13 protein-coding genes and 2 pseudogenes are annotated in these 19748 nt (G+C 71.1%); 11 read left to right on the forward strand and 4 right to left on the reverse strand.

All coding sequences use genetic code 11. From position 1 onward, the window contains the following. The first annotated feature begins 77 nt into the window (after positions 1 to 77). The 6 genes and pseudogenes from ACN28I_RS36200 (at position 78) to ACN28I_RS36225 (ending at position 8040) form a co-directional block, all read left to right on the forward strand. The gene (locus tag ACN28I_RS36200; RefSeq protein WP_420946462.1) at positions 78 to 1355 is read left to right on the forward strand and encodes a hypothetical protein; all 1278 of its coding nucleotides are present in this window, start codon (positions 78 to 80) and stop codon (positions 1353 to 1355) included. Between the two features lie 5 nt (positions 1356 to 1360). Beyond that, entirely contained in the window at positions 1361 to 2047 is a 687-nt protein-coding gene (locus ACN28I_RS36205; RefSeq protein ID WP_420946463.1) for a cell surface protein, read from the forward strand. Then, positions 2047 to 2523 (forward strand): ubiquinol-cytochrome c reductase iron-sulfur subunit, encoded by a 477-nt coding sequence (locus ACN28I_RS36210; RefSeq protein ID WP_420946464.1) that lies wholly within the window; start codon positions 2047 to 2049, stop codon positions 2521 to 2523. Before ACN28I_RS36205 ends, ACN28I_RS36210 begins: the two co-directional genes overlap by 1 nt. Before the next feature lie 94 nt (positions 2524 to 2617). After that, positions 2618 to 4310: pseudogene (locus ACN28I_RS36215) on the forward strand (adenylate/guanylate cyclase domain-containing protein). A 104-nt stretch (positions 4311 to 4414) separates the two neighbouring features. Then, the gene (locus ACN28I_RS36220) at positions 4415 to 7258 is read left to right on the forward strand and encodes a protein kinase domain-containing protein (protein WP_420946465.1); all 2844 of its coding nucleotides are present in this window, start codon (positions 4415 to 4417) and stop codon (positions 7256 to 7258) included. Between the two features lie 47 nt (positions 7259 to 7305). Further along, positions 7306 to 8040 (forward strand): ABC transporter ATP-binding protein, encoded by a 735-nt coding sequence (locus ACN28I_RS36225; RefSeq protein ID WP_420946466.1) that lies wholly within the window; start codon positions 7306 to 7308, stop codon positions 8038 to 8040. Here the strand turns inward: ACN28I_RS36225 and ACN28I_RS36230 are convergent. Beyond that, positions 8027 to 8401 carry a hypothetical protein gene (locus ACN28I_RS36230; protein ID WP_420946467.1) on the reverse strand — a complete coding sequence of 125 codons (375 nt, stop codon included), beginning with the start codon at positions 8399 to 8401 and terminating at the stop codon, positions 8027 to 8029. The two genes, ACN28I_RS36225 and ACN28I_RS36230, sit on opposite strands and share 14 nt — an antisense overlap. A gap of 210 nt (positions 8402 to 8611) precedes the next feature. On the opposite strand from ACN28I_RS36230, the gene ACN28I_RS36235 reads away from it, so the two are divergent. Then, a complete protein-coding gene (locus tag ACN28I_RS36235) occupies positions 8612 to 10663 on the forward strand; it encodes a chloride channel protein (RefSeq protein WP_420946468.1) in 2052 nt (683 codons plus the stop codon). A gap of 63 nt (positions 10664 to 10726) precedes the next feature. Further along, positions 10727 to 10963, forward strand: coding sequence for a hypothetical protein (locus tag ACN28I_RS36240; protein WP_420946469.1), 237 nt, complete (start codon positions 10727 to 10729; stop codon positions 10961 to 10963). A 908-nt stretch (positions 10964 to 11871) separates the two neighbouring features. Here ACN28I_RS36240 and ACN28I_RS36245 read toward each other — a convergent pair. The 3 genes from ACN28I_RS36245 to ACN28I_RS36255 all read right to left on the reverse strand — a co-directional run bounded on the left by ACN28I_RS36245 (position 11872) and on the right by ACN28I_RS36255 (position 14630). Beyond that, complete coding sequence (locus tag ACN28I_RS36245; RefSeq protein ID WP_420946470.1) at positions 11872 to 12633, reverse strand: YoaK family protein; 762 nt, start codon at positions 12631 to 12633, stop codon at positions 11872 to 11874. Between the two features lie 120 nt (positions 12634 to 12753). Beyond that, positions 12754 to 13098, reverse strand: coding sequence for a histidine triad nucleotide-binding protein (locus ACN28I_RS36250; RefSeq protein WP_420946471.1), 345 nt, complete (start codon positions 13096 to 13098; stop codon positions 12754 to 12756). Positions 13099 to 13160: 62 nt separating this feature from the next. Beyond that, positions 13161 to 14630: a hypothetical protein gene (locus ACN28I_RS36255; protein ID WP_420946472.1), complete on the reverse strand. Its 1470-nt coding sequence runs from the start codon at positions 14628 to 14630 to the stop codon at positions 13161 to 13163. Between the two features lie 49 nt (positions 14631 to 14679). Here ACN28I_RS36255 and hprK point away from each other — a divergent pair, with 49 nt between their 5' ends. The 3 genes and pseudogenes from hprK to ACN28I_RS36270 all read left to right on the forward strand — a co-directional run bounded on the left by hprK (position 14680) and on the right by ACN28I_RS36270 (position 19412). Then, on the forward strand, positions 14680 to 15645 hold the full coding sequence (hprK, locus tag ACN28I_RS36260; RefSeq protein WP_420946473.1) for an HPr(Ser) kinase/phosphatase: 966 nt from the start codon (positions 14680 to 14682) through the stop codon (positions 15643 to 15645). Positions 15646 to 15683: 38 nt separating this feature from the next. After that, positions 15684 to 16509, forward strand: a pseudogene (gene rapZ / locus ACN28I_RS36265) (RNase adapter RapZ). Between the two features lie 275 nt (positions 16510 to 16784). Then, positions 16785 to 19412, forward strand: coding sequence for a DUF5916 domain-containing protein (locus ACN28I_RS36270; RefSeq protein ID WP_420946474.1), 2628 nt, complete (start codon positions 16785 to 16787; stop codon positions 19410 to 19412). The last annotated feature ends 336 nt before the right edge of the window (positions 19413 to 19748 follow it).

The following is a 19748-nucleotide window of genomic DNA, read 5'->3' on the forward strand; positions in this document are numbered from 1 at the left end:
AGGCCGTGCCCGATTCGCATCCCGCTGCCGCTCCTCTCGAAGGCATTCCGCCCGAGGGGGCGAGGAGCAGGACGCGAATGAAGACGGGAACGATGGGTTCGGGGCGGTTCGGCCGCTTCGTGGTGGCGCTGAGTGCCCTGGCGCTGGGGCTGCTGGTCACGGGCTGTGGAGAGGAGTGCGTCGATCGGATCGACTGCGCGAACAAGCGGGGCGCTCCCCCCGAGGGCAAGCAGTACCTGTGCGTGGACAGCCGCTGCGAGGTGCGGGACATCGCCGCCCCGGGCACGGATGCCGGGACGGACGCGGGCACCGACGCGGGGACCGATGCCGGCACCGATGCGGGTGTCACGTGCGCGGACCTGCCGCATGACGAGAAGCTCGGTACGTTGCAGCTCCAGACGGGCTTCGCCGCCGCCGAGTCCGTGGCGCTCCCCGCGGGCATCGGCGCGGTGTCCGCCGTGCCGAGTGGCAGCGACTTCAAGCTGTACGGTTTGACGGGTGGCTCCGACAGCAGCCTCTACGCGCTCGGCACCTGGCCGGCCATCGCCGCCAGCACGACGCCCCTCCAGCCTGTCGTTCTCGAGGCGGATCAGGGCGCCAACACGTTCCCCAGCGGGTATCTCACCAACGATGGAACCCGGTTGCTGACGGGCTACACCATGCTCGGCGAGAACGTCCCCGGTAAGGTGCTCGTCTACGACTCGGCCACCCCGGCCAACACCACCTATGTCTCCGCCGCGGGCAACTTCTCCGCCGCCGCCGTTCCCGGTGCCTTCCTCATCAACGGTGTGGGCATCGAGGGTGTGGCCGAGGGCGGCAGCGCCATCTACGCCCTGAAGACCGACGCCAAGCCCTTCCAGGGCACGAAGCTGGCGACCTTCCCGGTCGCGGGCGTCTTCAGTGGTTACACGGCCGTCACGAGCGACAACATCGCCGTGCTCGGATACGCGGCCTCCGATACCTCGACCAGCGATCCGTTCGACACCATCAACCACCTGACCGCCGTGGCTCCCGCCGTGTACACGCCGGCCATCTCGGGCGGGACGACCTTCGCGCTCACCAACCCCAATGCGATCGAGATCTACGCGAAGGGCGACCTCCAGGGCGTCGCGGGCTTCGGCACGGGTGTGGCGCTGCACCGCGGTACCTTCACGGCCACGACGGACGTCTCGCGCGTCGAGCTGACGGTGGGCGGCATCACCCCCAGCACCGTGACCGTGGGTGACCTCACGTCCGTGCTCACCACCAGCAACACCTGCACCCACGTGGTGGGGATGACTCCCATGGGCGCGGATCTGCTCGTCAGTGTGTCGGACAAGAACGGCCGCCGGCTCGTTCGCCTCCAGCAGCGCTAATGGCCATGAAGACGCACGGCACCCTGGCGCGCTCGAGCGCCTGTCTCGTCGTGTCCCTGTTCGCCGCGGGCTGCGGGGGTCCCTCCGAGGAGAAGGAGGACCCCACGGCCCCGGTGGCCTGCGCGAGCGAGAACAACCCCTTCGCCGACAAGGTGGCCTCCTTCGTGCCCGGCGACTCTGCCGGCTTCGGCCAGGACGGCTACCCCTTCATCGTGCTCGGACCGCCCCGCGGTGGCGGCTCCGGCATGGGCTCGCTGGACGTGCTCTCGCTCGGCGAGCGGGGGGAGATCGTCCTCGAGCTCACCGACATCGGCGTGGTGGACGGGCCCGGCGTGGACCTGCTCGTCTTCGAGAACGCCTTCGGCGGCTACGCGGAGACGGCCTTCGTCGAGGTGAGCGAGGACGGCCAGTCGTGGCACAAGTTTCCTTGCGACCCCGCGGACGCGACCCACGGCTACCCCGGCTGCGCGGGCGTGAAGCCCGTCTTCTCCACGCCGGAGAACGGCATCAGCCCCACGGACCCGTCCGTGGCGGGGGGGGACGGCTTCGACCTGTCCACTCTCGGTGTGGCCCGGGCGCGCTTCATCCGCATCCGGGACAGCGGCCAGAACGGCTACGGCTTCAGCTCCGGCGGCTTCGACCTGGACGCCGTCGCGGTGGTGAACGGCTCGCCCATCTGCGAGTGGAAGTGATGCAGGGCCGGCGCGCCGTGCTCGGCTCGCTGCTGCACGGCACCTGTGCCCTCGCCGCGCTCTGTGCCGGCTGCGGCCCCGAGTGGCGGGAGGCCACCGTCCTCCCGTTCTCCGATGCCGAGGCCTGTGGCGTCACCCCCGGCCGTCCCGAGGAGGGCTGGGTGGAGGTGAAGCTCACCGAGTACCCGGCGCTGCGGGTACGGGGGGGCTCCGCCGTGGTGCGCGTCCCGGAGGCCCTGCTCGACGTGGTGGTGATTCACACCGCGTCGGGCTGCTTCTCCGCCGTCTGGCACATCTGCACGCACGGCGACTGCCACGTCGCCCACGTGCCCGGGCAGGCGCTCCTGGAGTGCCCCTGCCACGGCTCCCGCTTCGGCGAGGATGGCCGGGTGCTGCTCGGTCCCGCCACCCGTCCCCTCCAGTCCTTCAAGGTGGCCCGGGTGGACGACTCGGTGTGGATCCACCGGCCTCGCTGACGGGTGGATACAGCCCGGGCGGATTTGACTCCGCGTGTCAATGCACCGCCTCCATGCGATGGGAGCGGCCGGGTCGTGTAATCTCCCCGGCGCGATGTGGCAGATCATCATCAACGGCCCGGGTTACTTCGACACTGCCTACGAGCTTCCCGAGGGCGTCACGCACCTCGGGCGCGCGGATGAGAACGACATCGTCCTCGGTGGCGATCTCGTCTCACGCCGGCACGCCCGCCTCGTGGCCGAGGGGGACAAGCTGCGCCTCGAGGACCTCGGCAGCCGCAACGGCAGCCGCGTCAACGGCGCGCCCCTGCAGGGCACCATCGCCCTGCACCCCGGCGACACCATCTCCCTGGGCGAGAACACCCTCTCGGTGCGCCAGCCCAACCAGGTGGAGAACGCCGCCACCGAGATGGTGGACCTGGGCGCCGGAGGCGTGCGCCGCTTCGGCCACGGCGAGGACGTGGGGCCCTCCGTCATCCTCGCCAAGAACATCAAGAACGTGGACCTGCTGCGGGCGCTCGACAACTTCTCCAGCCCCTTCGACAGCTCCCCCGCCACCGCCGCCCCCATCGCGCCCGTGGCCGCCCAGGCTCCCCGCGGCGCCTACGAGACGCTCCTCCTCCTCTTCCACACCGCGGAGGCGCTCGCCACCGCCAGCACCCTGACGGCCTTCCTCGAGTCCACCATGGACCGGGTGCTCGAGCGCATCGACGCCACCACCGCCGTGGTGCTGCTGCGCCACCCCACCGGCGTCATGGTGCCCGCCGCCGTGCGCCACCGCGGCAAGCTCGCCAAGGGCGAGGTGCCCGTCTCCGATGGCATCATCGAGCAGGCGCTGAGCCAGGGCCGCGCGCTCCTGGTGGGCGACGTGCGCGATGACCGCCGCTTCGCCGGCCGCGAGAGCGTCATCCTCTATGGGGTGGACCGGGTGCTCTGCATCCCCATCGGGCTGGAGGCCCCCTTCTCCGGCGTCCTCTACGTCAACACCTCCGCGAAGAACGAGACCGAGCTGGAGGTCATGCTCGATACCTGCACCGCCGTGGCGCACCTGGTGGCCACCGGCGTGCAGAAGTTCTCCGCCCCCTCGTCCGGGCCCTCCGCCTCTCCCCTGCGCCACCACCTGGAGCGGTTCCTCGGCTCCGAGCTGGCCGAGCGGGGCGCGGCCGAGGCCCAGCGCACCGGCGGCAAGCTGCCCGGGCTGGAGGAGCGCAACCTCACCATCGTCCACGCCGAGCTTCGCCAACTTTGGCGCGCTGAGCACCCGGCTCGGTGCCGCGCGCGCCACCGCGCTGCTCAACGACTTCCACGCGCACCTGGGCGGGCTCGTCTTCAGCTTCGAGGGCACCCTGGAGGCCTTCTTCGGCGACTCGTTGCGCGCCCTCTTCGGCGCTCCCTCCTCCAAGCCGGACGATGCCGTGCGCGCCGTGCGGGCCGCGCTCGCCCTGCGCGCCGACTGGGATCGCACCATGGCCCGCCGCCCCGCGGAGGAGCGGTGCGAGCTGCGCATCGGCATCAACACCGCCCGCGTCCTGGCCGGCCTGGTGGGCCCCGAGTCGCGCCCCTCCTACTCCGCCGTGGGCGAGGGCGTGAACGTGGCCTCGTGGCTCGCCGCCACCGCCATGCCCGGCCAGGTGCTCATCACCGGCAAGACGCTCGCGGTGATCGGCGCCCGCTTCGACGTCGTCCCCCTCGGCGAGCGCCTCATCCGTGCCCCTCGCGACAGGGTCGCCGCCTTCGAGGTCATGGACGAGGACATCCCCCAGGTCACCAATCCCGGTGTGCGCTGAGGTGGGATGGTGTGGTGGAAAAGTAGGGCGGAGACTCGCACTCGGACCCGGAACAATGCGAGCATGGGTGCCCCCCTTGCGAGCATGAGCGCCCAGCGTCCGGCATGAACCCGTCGTCCTCGAACGCTCGACTGCGTCCGTTCCGGCCCGTGCCGTTCGGCCGCTACACGCTGCTGACCCAGCTCGCCACCGGCGGCATGGGAGAGATCTTCCTCGCACGGCTGGAGGGCGCACAAGGCTTCGAGAAGCTGTGCGTCATCAAGAAGATATTGCCGCAGCTCGCGGCGGACCCGGAGTTCGTCGAGCGCTTCGTGGGCGAGGCGCGCACGCTGGTGAAGCTGTCGCACGGCTCCATCGCGCAGGTGCTGGACATGGGGCTGCACGAGGGCGATGCGTACATGGCCCTCGAGTACGTGGACGGCAAGGATCTGCGCAAGGTGGCGGCGCGGGCGCGGGACAGGCAGAAGCCGTTGCCGCTCACCTTCGTCCTGTTCGTGATGGGCCGGGTGCTGGACGCGCTCGCCTACGCGCACCGCAAGAAGGGCGATGACGAGGGGGAGCTCCACCTCGTGCACCGGGACATCTCGCCGCAGAACATCCTCATCTCCTACGAGGGGGAGGTGAAGGTCATCGACTTCGGCCTGGCCAAGAGCCGGCTGAGCGCGGCGAAGACGAACCCGAGCATCATCCTCGGCAAGTTCCTCTACATGTCGCCGGAGCAGGCCCGGCACCAGCCGGTGGACCGCCGAAGCGATCTGTACGCGGTGGGCCTGTGTCTGTACGAGCTCATCTCCGGGCGGAACCCCTTCGATATGCTGCCGCCGGGCGAGCTGATGTCCGCGGTGGCCCAGCCGTACGTGCAGCCGCTGGGCGAGGTGGTGCCGTCCGTGCCGCCCGCGGTGACGCAGTTGGTGATGAAGGCGCTGGCGGTGGAGCCGTCCCAGCGCTTCCAGACGGCGGAGGAGCTGCGCGGCAGGTTGAACGCGTGCCTGTTGGAGTTGGACCCTTCCTCGGGGCCGGAGAGCGTCAGCCGGTACATGAGCGAGCTGTTCGGCCCGGAGTACCAGGGCGAGCGGCGGCTGCTCGCGAGCCTCCGCGAGGTGGGGCGCCTGCCCGAGCCGGAGTCCGGGGTGCAAGGCACGCCGGAGGGCGCCGTGCCGAGGCTCGCGCCGGAGCCGGGGTCCAAGTCGGGCCGGCAGGAGGGCTCCTTCGAGCCGCTCTCCTTCAAGCCCACGCCGCGCACGCGCGAGGGGGGCCCCGTCCGCGATGACGGCGAGACGCGGCCCGCCGTGCCCGCCTCGGCGATGGATGAGCCCACGCGGCCCGCCGTCGCCGTGGAGGCCATCGAGGAGTCCCGGAAGGAGCGGTTGTCGCCACCGGGGGGCTCGCCCACGGTGGACATCTCGGGGCTCTCGGCCCCCGTGGCGCCCAGGACTCCCGCTCCCGCGGCTCCGCGTGCTCCCGCTGCTTCTCCGCTGCCCCCGGAGCCGGGCTCTGCCTCCATGCCCCGGGCGTCCATGCCGCCTGGTGCGATGGCTCCCCCCGCGCCGCGTGTCCCGCTCACCCCGGCCGTGCCGGTCCCCGGCTCGTCGTCGGCCCCGACGCGCGAGGTGCAGGCGTCCTCCGCTCCGGACTCCCCGCCCGCCGTGACCCTGCTGGAGCAGGCGATCCCCGAGGATTTCGGGCCGGTGCGCATCGAGGACACGCCCATCTGGTCGGAGCCGCTCCGCTCGGATGAGGACCTGAGCGCCATCGAGCCGCCGGCGTCTCGCCCGGCGCCTCCGTTGCCCGTGGAGGCAGGTGCGCCCGGCGATGAGGCGTGGGACTCCCAGCCCGGGTGGGATGCCTCCGGGCAGGACCCCGACGCGGACTTCGCCCCCACGGTCCAGGGGACCCTCGAGGAGGACGAGGTGGACGTGGGGCTGGCGGACACGAACCCGCGCATCCAGATGCCGCGTCCGGCTCACGACGACACCCAGCCGCGCGTGGTCCTGCAGGATGTGTATCGCCAGGACACCCAGCCGCGCGTGGTGCTCGAGGAGCAGGCGGCCCGCGACTCGGATGAGGAGGTGTCCCAGGGTGGCAAGACGAGACGGCCTCGCCGCCGCGTGACGTCGACGGGCACGCCCGTGGTGTCCCCGCGTCCGGCGTCCTCCAGTCCGAGGGTGGCGGCCACCACCGCCCGGAGCAACGAGGAGCGCGAGGCCGCGAACCACCGGCGGGATGAGGCGGAGCCGCGGGGTCCGCAGGAGATCACCCGCCGCACGTCCGTCCCGGCACGGCCCCTTCCGTGGAAGTGGGTTGCCGTGGCGCTCGCCCTGTTCTTGGTGGGCGGTGGCGTGGGCGCCGCCGCCTACTTCATGCCTCCCGAACCGGGGCCGGTGGAGCCTCCACCCGCGCGTCCTCTCTTCCCGGGGAAGAAGGAGGCCCAGGCGGAGCCGTCCGCTCCGGCGCCCGCGGCCGAGCCCACGCAGATGGCCTCCGCGGACACGGAGAATCCCGGGCCGACGGATCCCGTCCCCATCCCCGTGCCGGCCGGCTCGGAGACAGCCGCTGTTCCGGCGGAGGCGCTCGCCGCGGCGCCCGAGGCGGCTCCCTCCGGGGACACGGGCTCTCCCGAGGGCGAGCCGTCTCGGGAGGACACCCTGCTCGCCCCGCTCGCGGCTCCGTCTGGCGCCACGGCGTCCGCTCCGAGCAAGCGTCAGGCCTCGCGCAAGCGTGGGAACTCGCGCAACCAGTCGATGTTGCAGAAGGAGTGGACCCGCACGCGCGTGGCCTACAAGGCGCTCACCCGCATCTACGCGTGTGAGAACCTCGACTTCCTGTGCAGCCGCTACGAGAACCTCGAGGCCGAGGTGTTGGACGTGGGGGATGCCGAGAGCGCCGAGCTGCTCGGCAAGGTGCGGGCGCTGCAGCGGGACATCCAGAAGAGGAAGAAGGGCTCCTGAATCTCCTCGAGCTCCAGGGCCTGAGCGCCGGTTATGGGCCGGCCCCGGTGCTGCACGGCGTGGACTGCGCGGTGCGGGCCGGAGAGCTGTGGGCGGTGCTCGGCCCCAACGGCACCGGCAAGAGCACGCTGCTGAAGAGTGTGCTCGGGGCCATGCCGTGGACGCGCGGCCACCTCCGGTTGTTGGGGCGCGAGCGGAAGGAGTGGGAGGCGCGGGAGCTCGCCCGGAACGTGGCGTGGGTGCCGCAGACGTTCGAGCCCGCCGAGGGCTTCAGCGGGCTGGAGCTGGTGTTGATGGGGCGCAGCCCGCACCTGGGCCTGTGGGGCCTCACCTCGGCGAGCGACGAGGCGGTGGCGCGCGAGGTGTTGGAGGAGCTCGGGGTGGCCTACCTGGCGGAGCGCTCCTGCGAGGCCATGTCGGGAGGCGAGCGCCGGATGCTGCTGCTGGCGCGCGGGCTGGTGCAGCAACCGAAGCTGTTGCTGCTGGACGAGCCCACGGCGTTCCTGGACGTGGCCCACCAGGTGGGCGCGCTGGAGCGGGTGCGCGCGCGGGTGGACGAGGGCCTGGGCGCGGTGGCGGTGCTCCACGACGTCAACCTCGCGGCGGCCTTCGCCACCCACGTGCTGCTGCTGCGCGATGGGAACGTGCTGGCCCAGGGGCCCGCGCCGGAAGTGCTCCAGCGCGAGCGGCTCGAGGCCCTCTATGGCGTGCCCATGGAGATGGCGAGCGCGCCCTCGGGAGCGCGCCTGTTCGCCCCTCGCGCGCGCTCTAGTGGGTCTTGAGCTGCTCCTGGGCCAGCTTCCGGGCGTTGTCCGGGCCCGGTCCCACACCCAGGGGGGCGGGCCTGCGCTCACGGGGGATCGCCTGCGGGGTGCTGAGCATGTAGGGCCCCTGGTCCTCCTGGGCCGAGTGGTCCGGGCGTTTCTTCCAGTCCTCGGGCATGGCGACTCCCTGGTCGCCACCGCCGCCGGTTCCCACCGAGCTGTCCTGGGCCTCCGACGCCGCGGGGCTCTTGTACTTCTGGTTGATGGGCTCGTAGGGCTTGCTCACCTGCTGCGCACCCTCCTCCTGACGGGAGACGCACCCCGTGGCGAGCGCCCCGCCCAACCCCAGAACCATCGTCCATCCCAACCAGCGCTTCATCGTCTCTCTCCTGACCGAAATCCGGGTCCTGACGTCCCTTGAAGGTAGGGATGGAGAGGGGAGCGACCACACCAGGCGGGAGCGCCCGCCCGGCCGCCCGTCCTCCACCTGAACAGTGTCCGATGGAGGAAGGCCCCGCGCGGAGCAGGTGTCCGAGGCGGGGGGGCGTGCGACGCTGGCGGCTTTGACTCGAAGGCGGGCGTCGCGGAGATGGACTCTTCTTCCCAGTCGGGCAAGGCGCTACTCGGCAGGCTGGAGCGCCTGGTGCTGAGGCTGCTGGCGGCCACCAACCGGCTCCGGTTGCCAGGGCCCTCGGTGCTGCCCGTGGCGGGCGCGGTGGTGGGGCTCTACAGCGGGCTGGCCGCGGGTCTCTTCGCCAACCTCATCGCGCTCGTCAGCGGACTGGCCCTGGGCTTTCCCCGGGTGGTGGACGCGCTGTTGCCAGAGTCCGGCACGCGCGAGGCGCTGGCCCGGGCCTTCTCCGAGGCGCGCTGGCACTTCGAGTACCTCATCGTCGGCGTCCCCCTGAGCGTGGGCGCGTTGATGCTCGCGCACTTCATCCTGCCCGGGGGGCCTCGGGACCAGGTGAAGCGGCGGTTGAAGGTGCTGGGGCTGCTGGTGCTGGGAGGGCTGTCGCTCTACTACCCGCTGGTGGCGCTGGCGGCGATGAACTCAGTGCTGGGCCACATGCACGACATGGGGCGGAGCATCCAACACCTGCAGCCCTGGCTGGTGCCGCTGCTGCCCATGGTGGGCGGCCTGCTGGTGGGGCACGTGCTGCGCAACCGGCCCGAGACGCACGGCCACGGCGTGCCCGAGGTGGTGAAGGCGGTGGAGCGCGAGGGCTGGCTCTCCGGGCGGGACGGGGTGCTGAAGCTGGTGGCGAGCGCCATCACCATTGGCACGGGCGGCTCGGCGGGGCGCGAGGGGCCCATCGTCTTCGGAGGCGCGGCGTTCGGCTCGGCGGTGGGGCGCACGCTGGGCTTCACCCGGCGCGAGCTGGCCATCCTCCTGGCGAGTGGCGCGGGCGCGGGCATCGCCGCCTCCTTCAATGCACCCATCGCCGGCGCCATCTTCGCGATGGAGATCATCCTGCGCGAGTTCCAACTGCGCGTCTTCTCTCCCATCATCCTCGCGAGCGTCACGGCCACCATGGTGGGCCGGGGCGTCATGGGCAACGCGGCGATGATTCAGCGCGTGTCCTACAGCATGGTGAGCGGCTGGGAGATCGTCTTCTACGCGGTGCTGGGGCTGGTGACGGGAGTGTTGGCGTACGTCTTCATCCGGTTGATGCACGGGGTGGAGGAGTTCTTCCAGGGGAAGAAGCCGGGGAGGCTGAGCGCCTTCCTGGGACGGCAGCCGCTGCCGCTGCGGGCCGCGCTGGGCGGACTGCTGGTGGGGTGCCTGGCGCTGGTGCACCCGGTGGTGTGGGGCACGGGCCACGAGTCCATCAACGAGGCGGCGCTGCGGGCGCTGCCGCTGGTGCTGCTGGCCTCGGGGTTCGTGCTGAAGCTGGTGGCCACGGCGCTCACGCTGGGCTCGGGCGGGTCGGGAGGGACGTTCTTCCCCATGACGGTGATGGGAGCGCTGGCGGGAGGAGCCTTCGGGGAGGTGCTGCACGCGGCCATGCCGGGCATCACGGCGCCGAGCGGGGCCTACGCGATGGTGGGGATGGGCGGGGCGGTGGCGGCGCTCACGCGAGGGCCGCTCACGGGGCTGATGATGGTGTACGAGCTGAGCGGCAACTACGCCATCATCCTGCCGTTGATGGTGACGTGCACGCTGGCCTCGGCGTTGTGCCACACACTGGTGGAGCGCCGGGCGGGAGGGGAGCCGCACACGCTGCGGCGCACGCCGGTGCGGGCGCTGGTGGTGTGGATGGAGCCGGTGGGGCCGGAACTGCCGGCTTCGGCGCTGCGCGAGCGGCTGCTCACCGCGCCGGTGGCGGCATTGCCGGTGCGGGGCGCGGAGGGGCAGTTGGTGGGCGTGGTGACCGCGAGCATGCTGGGCGAGCGCTGGCGGCAATTGGGAGGTGAGTCCACGGTGGCGGCGCTGGCGGACATGGTGCCTCCGGTGTCCACGGACACTCCGGTGGGCGAGGCGCTCGCGGCCATGGACATACAACTCGTGGACGCGCTGCCGGTGCAGGGAGACGGGCAGGTGGGGGTGGTGACGCGCGTGGGGCTCGAGCGCTTCCTGCGGAGGGAGCAGCGCAAGCTCCAGACCGAGCCCGCCGTCTCCGCGACGGAGATTCCGCGGTAGGGGTGAAGTGAAGGGCTATGCTGCCGGCGCGTGGGACGGGTGTTGCTCTCCGGAGAAGAACACATGCGCTGGCGACGGGTGTTCACGTTCATGGTGTGGCTGGTGGTGGCGACGGGGTGCCCGGAGACCTGGAGGGAAGGCGGCACCATCGACCGGGCGATGGCGCAGGACATTGAAGAGGAGTTGCACCGGCACGACTGTTTCTTGAGCAAGGAGGAGTGGGAGGAGAAATGTGAAGTTCCTGCTCTGTGGGTGAAGCTCAAGTGTCCTCATCAGTGCCGGTTCAGGGCCGCCCCGTGATGCGTTGGCGCACTCCTCTTGCCGTTCTGCTGGGTCTCCTCCTGCTCGTACCGTTGGCCTGGGCCATCCATACGGTCATGCTGGGAGGGTTGCGTCCGGCTCCAGAAACGAAGGTCATCCCGATGTTGTCGCCCGGGGAGCGCCAGCGCTTGATGACCTACGAGCGCCCCTGCTCGGGCCGCAAGGATTGCGAGCCACCGCTCGCGTGCTTCTTCAATGCGCGGTCGAGATGGACGTACTGCACCGACAGCCGGTGCATGACGGATCAGCAATGTGCGGAGGACATGGTGTGCCGCACGATGGAGACGGTGAGAGGAGGGCCTCAACTCCGCCAGTGCTCGCTGGTGGGTGTGCGCAAGGAGGGTGAGCCCTGCTCGGCCATGTCGTCATTGCGTGAAGCGGCATGCGAACGTGGCCTGTTGTGCCAGGGCCGCCGATGCGGCCGGCCATGCCGGGTGGAAGAGCCCGGGAGCTGTCCGGGGGGCTTCTTCTGCCGCAATGGCCTCGATGGGCCTTCCTGCCTGCCCACGTGTGAGGGCCGTGCATGTCCCGAGGGCCAGGACTGCGTCCGGCTCGAGGAAGGCGTGTCGGTGTGCGCGCAGGTGCATGGCCAGAACTGCCAGCGGACGCCCTGTCCGGGGGGGCAGGAGTGTTTTATGCGGAATCCCTTCAGCCACCCTCGCGAAGCCTGGGGGACTTGCATCCTCTACTGTGATGAGGCGAGCCCCTCTGCCTGTCCCGAGGGTTACGTCTGCGAGATAGGCGCGTGCAGGAAGGTCTGTGACCCGGCCGTCCCCGAGGCCTGCGGTCCCCATTACAAGTGTCACCGCTACTCCGAGAAATACGCCTGGGCCTGCGAGCCGGCCCTGTGAGGCTCGCGGCCCTTCATCAGAGGCTGACGCTGTCCCTCAGAGACTCGTGGCGGGCGTGTGGCTTCCGGCGGGGCTGATGTCGAGCGCCATCACCAGCAGCAGCACCACGCAGGGCATGGCCATGGCGGGCGCGCCGTAGCGCAGGTAGAGCGCCGAGCCGGCGATGCTGCCCAGCAGGAACGCGAGGACCAGGCCCAGGTGCAGCCGGGTGCGCTCGAACTGCTCGGCGGAGGGCAGCTCCCCCACCTTGCGCCAGAAGCCCCTCAGGCCCCGCTCCCGAGCCCCGTCGCGCACCCAGACGGCCATGCGCACCAGTTGGATGCCGATGTCCGTGAGCACGCCGGTGAGGTGGGTGGTGCGCACCACGGCGCCGGAGACGCGGGTGACGAGCGCGTTCTGCAGGCCCATGGCGAAGGCCAGTCCCCACATGAGCGTGGGCTCGTTGCTGCCGGGGTGCTCGTGGACCCACAGGCCCACCCCGCCGAGCGTCATCAACTCCACGAGCAGCGCCCCGGCATGGCGGCCGCGCTGCCGGTGGCGCGAGGCATCCAGGAGCGCCGAGGCGGTGATGGCACCCACCACGAAGGCGAGCACCACCTGGCCGGCCAGCAGGCCACCGGCCCACTGCCCCCGGGCGACGGCCTCGCCCACGGCGGTGACGTGCCCCGTCATGTGCGTGAGGTGCTGGCCGAAGGCGAAGAAGCTGGTGGCGTTGATGATCCCAGCGGCTCCGGCCAACAGCAGGGCGAGCGTGGAGTAGGCGAGGCGGCTGCGACGCGACGTCGCTGCGCTGAACATGGCTTGCGACTCACCCCGGAGAGAGGATGGGGACGTCCATGTGTAACACGCCGCACCCCGTGAAACCGAGGCGCGGGCACTTCCAGGCCGCAGGCCCGGGCAGTGGCCGGGCGGGCGCCACTACCCTGGAGGCCAATCCATGGGGCGTCCCCCGAGCAGGTGCAGGTGGATGTGGAACACCGTCTGCCCGGCATCGCGGTGGGTGTTGAAGACGAGCCGGTAGCCGCTGTCGGCGAGGCCTCGCTGGCGGGCCAGCTTCGCGGCGGTGAGGTGCAGGTGGCCCACCAGCTCGCGATGCCCCACGGTGACGTCGTTCATCGTGGGGATGTGCTCGAGCGGGATGACGAGCAGGTGCGTGGGGGCCTGGGGGTTGATGTCCTCGATGGCCAGGCAGTGGTCATCCCGGTGGACGAGCCGGGCGGGGACATGGCCGTCGCGAATCTTGCAGAAGATGCAATCGGACATAGGCGGCCCGGCTTAGCAGCGCCGTGCCCAGGGGGAAATGGCTCGCGTGGGAAAACGTTGGCTCACGGAAGGCGCGAGGACCAGGCCGGATCCGGAGTGCAGCGGCCGTGCGGCAGGCGCACCAGGACGAAGGGGCCCTCGGAGGCCACCACCTCGCCGTTGGCCACGGCGCCCGACAGGGTGAGCACGTGGTTGTAGAGGCCGGACTCGCGCCCGGGACCGTGGTGCGCGTAGAGGGGCACGTCGCGGTGGAAGTAGCTGTAGCCGCCCGTCCAGGCCAGATGGATTGCCTCCACCTTCAGGCCGCACACGTCCGGGAGCCGGCCCGCGGTGATGAGCAGGCGGTTGGCGGGGCCGAAGTCGTCCCAGGCATTCTGGAGGGACTTCGCCCCCGGGTACTGCCCGAGGTCCCCGAAGGTGAGCCCCCCCATGCGCAGGCCGGAGAAGCCCGCCACCGCCACCACCACCAGCGGCAGGGCGAGCCGGAGGGGGGAGGGCGGCAGGTGGCGCAGCAGCGTGTCCAACCCCACGCCGGCGAGCGCGGCGAACAGGGGCAGGGAGGGCAAGAGGAAGCGCAGCTCCTTGTGGGGCTGCAGCGCGTGGAGGAGGTAGAAGGCGGCCGCCACCCCGAGCAGGCCCGGGGCCCGCCGCGCCGCGAACAGCGTCAGCACCGCCGTCACCAGGGTGACGCCCCCCATGGCCTGGAAGAGGACGCGGTTGTAGTAGCCGAAGGGCTCGGTGCCGAAGGTGGTGGCGGCCCCGTTCTTCACCAGGTTGAAGTCCAGGTACACCAGGGCCGAGTGGAACCAGCGGCCCCAGGTGAGCTTGTCGAGCAGTCCGAAGAGGAAGGCCCACCCGGCGAGCACGGCCAGCGCGTCACGCGCGGCCCGCCAGTCGCGCCGTGCCGCCAGCACCGCGAGCAGGCCCACGCAGAAGACGCCATTCTGCAGGCGCAGCAGCACGGCGAGCCCCAGCAGCGAGGCCCCGGCCACCCCCGCGCGGCGCGAGGCCCCCGGCGCCAGCGCCAGCGCCAGTCCCAGCACCACCGGCAGCGCCGAGGCGTTCTCGCTCATGGCCCGGGGTGCGAAGTAGAGCGGCACCGCCGCGAGCGCGAAGAGCGACGCCCCCGCCCCCGCGGCCAGCGGCGAGGCCCCGTACGCCCGCGCCAGCCTCCAGCTCCCCCAGGCCGTCGCGGCCCCCAGCAGTCCGAAGACGCTCCGCGTCACGCCCAGGTACCCCCGGGGCTCCTCCAGCCCCATCAGGCTGGACAGCTTGAACAGGGCCGCCACCAGTCCCGGCAGCGTCCAGTTGCGCGCCCCCTCGAGGAACTCCCAGGACTGCATTCCATAGCCGAAGACGAGCCGGTGGGCCGGCTCCAGGCTCTGGTAGATTTCATCCGGCCAGGACAGTCCGTCGTCCGTGAGCGCCAGCCACACTCGGAGTGCGGCTCCCCATCCGAGGATCAGGACGAGGACGGCTCGGGCGAGGAGCCACTCGGCGGGTGCTTCGGCGGTGGGGGGGGAGGCGGACATGAGGGTTCACCACGCAAAAACTCCGGCGGGTGATATTCCACCCTTGCCGATGAACTCAATCCGGGTCTCACAGCTCCTCGAGGATCGCGAGTACGACCTCCGGCTTACCCTGGTGGCGGGCGAGCGCGGGCTGCAGCGCCGCGTCAACTCCTCGCGCATCCAGAAGCCGGGGCTGGCCCTCACGGGCTTCACCGAGCACCTCCACCCGCACCGGGTCCAGGTGTTCGGCAATACCGAGGTCTCCTACCTGCGCACGCTCCCCGAGGAGCGGCAGCGCGAGGTGCTGGATTCGCTCTTCCAGGAAGAGCTGGCCTGCGTGGTGGTGACGAAGGACATCGAGCCGCCCCCCGCCCTGCTGGAGGCCTGTGAGCGGGCCGGGTTGACGCTGATGCGCACCCCGCTGCTCTCCAGCCAGTTCATCCAGCAGGTGCAGGCCTTCCTGGAGGAGGCCCTCACCGAGGCCAGCAGCCTGCACGGCGTATTGATGGACGTGTTCGGCGTGGGCATCCTGCTGCTGGGCAAGAGCGGCATCGGCAAGAGTGAGATCGCCCTGGACCTGGTGATGCGCGGCCACCGGCTGGTGGCGGACGACATCGTGGACGTGACGCGGCGCCGGCCCGGCGTGGTGTATGGCGCGGGCAACCCCGTCATCCGCCACCACATGGAGATCCGCGGCCTGGGCATCATCAACATCAAGGATCTGTTCGGCGTGGCCTCGGTGCGCGAGCGCAAGAAGATCGAGCTCGTGATCGAGTTGCACGAGTGGGATCCACAACAGGAGTATGACCGGCTGGGCGTGGAGGACCGGTTCATGAACATCGTGGGCGTGGACATCCCGCTGTCGGTGGTGCCCGTGCGCCCCGGCCGGAACATGACCACCATCATCGAGGTGGCCGCCCGCAACCAGTTGCTCAAGCAGCAGGGTCACCACTCGGCGAGGGAGTTCGCCGAGCAGCTCAACCGCGCCATCGCCCAAGGGGCGATGCGCCGCTCCATGGGTGAGGAAGTCGAGTGAAAACGGCCCCCGCCAAGCACGTCGTCATCATCACGGGCATGTCCGGCTCGGGCAAGTCCACCGCCATCCGCGCGCTGGAGGATGTCGGCTTCTTCTGCATCGACAACCTGCCGGTGCTGCTGCTGCCCAAGCTGACGGAGCTGGCCGGCGGCGGCCAGTTCTCGCACCTGGCGCTGGTGGTGGACGCCCGCGAGGGCATCTTCCTGCACGACGCGCCGCGCGTGCTGGACGAGGTGCGCCGGGCGGGGCACCAGGTGGAGGTGCTCTTCCTGGATGCGAGCGACGAGAGCCTCATCCGCCGCTTCAGCGAGACGCGCCGCCGCCACCCGCTGGCGCCCACCGGCAGCGTGTCCGAGGGGATTCAAGCCGAGCGCGAGGCGCTCAGGGACCTGCGGGAGCTGGCCGACCAGGTCATCGACTCCTCCGTGCTCAACGTGCACGACCTGAAGCGCATGGTGCAGGCGCGCTTCAACCCGGAGCCGGCGAGCGGGCCGTCGCTGTCCGTCATGTCCTTCGGCTTCCGGCACGGGGTGCCGCCGCAGGCGGACCTGGTGTTCGACGTGCGCTTCCTGCCCAACCCGTACTTCGTCCCGGAGGCTCAAGGGGCTCACGGGCAAGGATCCGCGGGTGGCCTCGTACGTGCTGGACCGCGAGGAGACGCAGCAGTTCGTGGAGAAGGTGGTGGACCTCTGCCAGTTCCTCTTCCCGCGCTACCAGAAGGAGGGCAAGGCCTACCTGACGGTGGCGCTGGGGTGCACCGGCGGCAAGCACCGCTCGGTGGCCATCGCCGAGGAGCTGCGCAAGCGTCTCGTCGGGGACCACCAGCGCGTGCAGCTCTGGGACCGCGACGTCGAGAAGGAATAGCGGGCAGGGGAGGAGGCAGGCGTGGGCCCGCCCGCTTCCTCGGGCCTGCATTCCTCCAGGGTGCCGCTCACCTTGGCGGGATGTTCGTCTTCTTCTCCAACAAGCTCGGGTGTCTGGGCTCCGTCCTCGTCTCCCTCGCCCTCTCCGCGCTCCTCTACCTTCTATTCCGCGGGTTCTGAGGCGGCTCGCTCCGCGAACCGGCGAGGCGCGCCCCCCAGGCGGGCACTCTCGTTCTGGCTCGCCTCCGGGGCTGGGATGTGGTTCTTCGCCCCGCCATGTCGCGCTCCGTCCTCGCGCTCGCCGCACTCTTCGTCCTGCTCCTTGGGAGCTTCTCCGCCCGTGCCCAATCCTCCCTTGCCGTGGGGGAGCGGCGCCTGGAGGCCGTGCGCGTGGAGCAGGGCCCGCGCGTGGACGGTGTGCTCGATGACGGCATCTGGCGCCGCATCCCCTTCACCAGTGACTTCCTGCAGAAGGAGCCCGAGCAGGGCAAACCCTCCTCGCTGCGCACCGAGGTGGCCTTCGTCTACGACGCCGAGGCCCTCTACGTGGGCGCGCGCATGGCCAGCGACAAGCCCGAGGACATCGAGACGGTGATGACCCGGCGCGATGAGAGCGGCTCGGCCGAGCGCCTCATCATCTCGCTGGACACGTACCGGGACCGGCGCACCGCCTACAGCTTCGCCGTCACCGCCGCGGGCGTGCGCGTGGACTGGTACCACCCGCAGGACCACGAGTACGTCCGCGACTCCTCCTACAGCCCCGTCTGGGAGGCCCGCACCACGCAGACGTCCGAGGGGTGGGTGGCCGAGCTGCGCATCCCCTTCTCGCAGCTCCGCTTCAACGCCGCCGAGGAGCAGGTGTGGGGCCTCAACATCAACCGCTACATCCCCCGCCGCAACGAGGACGCCTTCTGGGTGGTGGTGCCGCGCGACGTCACCGGCTGGTCCTCCCACTTCGGCGAGCTCACCGGCATCCGCGGCGTGGCGCCCTCGCACCGCATCGAGGTGGTGCCCTACCTCGCGGGCGACCTCCGGGCCGCCTCGGGCGCCAACCCGCGCGCGGGCACGCCCTTCGAGAGCCGGCGCCCGTACTCGGGCCGCGCGGGCCTGGATGCGAAGATTGGCCTGGGGCCCAACCTCACCCTGGACGCCACGGTGAACCCGGACTTCGGGCAGGTCGACGCGGATCCGGCCCAGGTGAACCTCACCGCCTTCGAGAACTTCCTCGATGAGCGCCGCCCCTTCTTCACCGAGGGCAGCCAGCTCCTCAACAACAGCAGCGGCTACGGGCCCGCCTACTTCTACTCGCGCCGCGTCGGAGGCGCGCCCCGGCTCTCCGCGTCCGCGGACTTCGTCGAGTCTCCCCGGGCCAGCACCATCTGGGGCGCGGCGAAGCTCACCGGGCGCCTGTCCTCGGGCCTGTCGCTGGGCGCGCTGGGCGCCTTCACCGGTGACGCCTTCGCGGACACCTACGACTTCGCCTCCCGGACGCAGGACCGGGTGAAGCTGGACTCGCGCACCGGCTTTGGCGTGCTGCGCGCGCAGCAGGAGCTCGGCCCTGGCGGCTCGGTGGTGGGCGCCACCTTCACCTCGATGTACCGGCACATCGGCGGCGGCGAGGGCCTCACACGGCAGCTCACCCGCGAGGCGTACTCGGGCGGCGCGGACTTCCGGCTGCGCCTGGGCAGCGACTACTTCGTCTCCGGCTACGCGGGCGGCAGCCTCGTGCGCGGAGCCCCCGAGGCCATCACCCGCCTCCAGGAGTCCAGCGCCCGCTACTTCCAGCGGCCGGACCAGGCGTACGTGCGCGTGGACCCCGAGGCCACCGCGCTGTCCGGCTACACGCTGGGCGCCAGGGTGGAGCGGGTGAGTGGCGAGCACTGGCTGTGGAACGCCAGCGCCAACGTGGTGTCCCCCGGCTTCGAGCTCAACGACGTGGGCCGGCTCAACACCGCGGACGACCTCGGCGCCGCCGTGGGCCTGACGTACCGCGAGACGAACCCGGGCCGCCTGCTGCGCAACTGGGAGCTGGGCCTGGCCGCCGACTCCAGTTGGAATTACGGGCTCACACGCCAGGCCAGCAGCCTCGCGCTGACGGGCTCGGCCACCTTCCCCAATTTCTGGGCGGGCAACTTCCGCGTGACGTACCTGCCGCGCGCCCTCTCCGACTCCCTCACCCGGGGCGGGCCGCTCATGCAGACGGGGCAGGGGGTGGACGGGGAGATCCTCCTCGAGAACAGCTTCAATGACACCACGCGTTGGGCCGTGGGCGGCGGCGCCTGGGCGTACGAGCTGGGCACCCGCGGCGGCTACGCGTCGGCCGCGCTCACCCTGCAGCCCCACCGGCGCCTGCGCCTGGGACTCGAGCCCTCCGTCTCGCTCTACACCGAGGGCGTGCAGTACGTGGACACGCTGGAGGGCGGCCGCGCGGAGACGTTCGGCAAGCGCTACGTCTTCGGCGCCGTGCAGCGCCGCGAGGTGGCCCTGCGGCTGCGCGCCAACCTCTTCCTCTCCCCGGACCTGAGCCTCGAGGCCTACGCCGAGCCCTTCGCCTCCAGCGGCTCCTTCAGCGGCTTCGGCGAGCTGGAGCGGGCCGGGGGCCGCACCCTGCGCCGCTACGGCTCCTTCTCGCGCTCGGCCGATGGAAGCCTGGAGCTGGTGGACGGCGGCTCCACGCTCCGCCTGGACGACCCGGACTTCAACCTGCGCTCCTTCCGCAGCAACGTGGTGCTGCGCTGGGAGTGGCGGCCGGGCAGCACGCTCTTCCTGGTGTGGCAGCAGGACCGCTCCACCCCCTCGGCCCGGGGCAACCCCCTGGCGCCCCGTTTCCTCGGGGATGCGCTCACTTCCCCCGGTGGGCACACCTTCGCCCTCAAGCTGAGCTGGTGGTTTCCCGCTGGCTGACTCCTCGCTCTCCGGCCAGGAGAGGGCCGGGTGCGGGGGGAGCCCCTGCGCCCTCACACCGCCCTCCCGCGCGCCTCATCCAAATGAGTGGCAAGATGCGGAAGTGGTGGTGCTCCTCTCCCGCCTGTCCCTGCCTCCTCGTCTGGCAGCCGACAGCGCATCGTCCGACGGACGGTGAAATTGCGGGCGTGGGGCCGGAACCTGACTTACCTTCCGTCAGGAAGGCAAGGTGGGTTCGGGTGGGGTGGTGGATTGGGTGCCAACGGAAACTTTCGGTGGGGGTTGCGCATCGCACCATTCAGGCGTAGTCAGGCACAGCCCTGGGGGGGCTGGTGA

The organism is Archangium gephyra, assembly GCF_049060025.1.
GTDB classification, from domain to species: domain Bacteria; phylum Myxococcota; class Myxococcia; order Myxococcales; family Myxococcaceae; genus Archangium; species Archangium gephyra_A.

What these genes read in the sequence shown, in the direction of transcription:
- ACN28I_RS36200 (WP_420946462.1), top strand. Translation starts at nt 78, where the DNA reads ATGAAGACGGGAACGATGGGTTCGGGGCGGTTCGGCCGCTTCGTGGTG.
- ACN28I_RS36205 (WP_420946463.1), top strand. Translation starts at nt 1,361, where the DNA reads ATGAAGACGCACGGCACCCTGGCGCGCTCGAGCGCCTGTCTCGTCGTG.
- ACN28I_RS36210 (WP_420946464.1), top strand. Translation starts at nt 2,047, where the DNA reads ATGCAGGGCCGGCGCGCCGTGCTCGGCTCGCTGCTGCACGGCACCTGT.
- ACN28I_RS36220 (WP_420946465.1), top strand. Translation starts at nt 4,415, where the DNA reads ATGAACCCGTCGTCCTCGAACGCTCGACTGCGTCCGTTCCGGCCCGTG.
- ACN28I_RS36230 (WP_420946467.1), bottom strand. Translation starts at nt 8,401, where the DNA reads ATGAAGCGCTGGTTGGGATGGACGATGGTTCTGGGGTTGGGCGGGGCG.
- ACN28I_RS36235 (WP_420946468.1), top strand. Translation starts at nt 8,612, where the DNA reads ATGGACTCTTCTTCCCAGTCGGGCAAGGCGCTACTCGGCAGGCTGGAG.
- ACN28I_RS36240 (WP_420946469.1), top strand. Translation starts at nt 10,727, where the DNA reads ATGCGCTGGCGACGGGTGTTCACGTTCATGGTGTGGCTGGTGGTGGCG.
- ACN28I_RS36245 (WP_420946470.1), bottom strand. Translation starts at nt 12,633, where the DNA reads ATGTTCAGCGCAGCGACGTCGCGTCGCAGCCGCCTCGCCTACTCCACG.
- ACN28I_RS36250 (WP_420946471.1), bottom strand. Translation starts at nt 13,098, where the DNA reads ATGTCCGATTGCATCTTCTGCAAGATTCGCGACGGCCATGTCCCCGCC.
- ACN28I_RS36255 (WP_420946472.1), bottom strand. Translation starts at nt 14,630, where the DNA reads ATGTCCGCCTCCCCCCCCACCGCCGAAGCACCCGCCGAGTGGCTCCTC.
- hprK (WP_420946473.1), top strand. Translation starts at nt 14,680, where the DNA reads ATGAACTCAATCCGGGTCTCACAGCTCCTCGAGGATCGCGAGTACGAC.
- ACN28I_RS36270 (WP_420946474.1), top strand. Translation starts at nt 16,785, where the DNA reads ATGTCGCGCTCCGTCCTCGCGCTCGCCGCACTCTTCGTCCTGCTCCTT.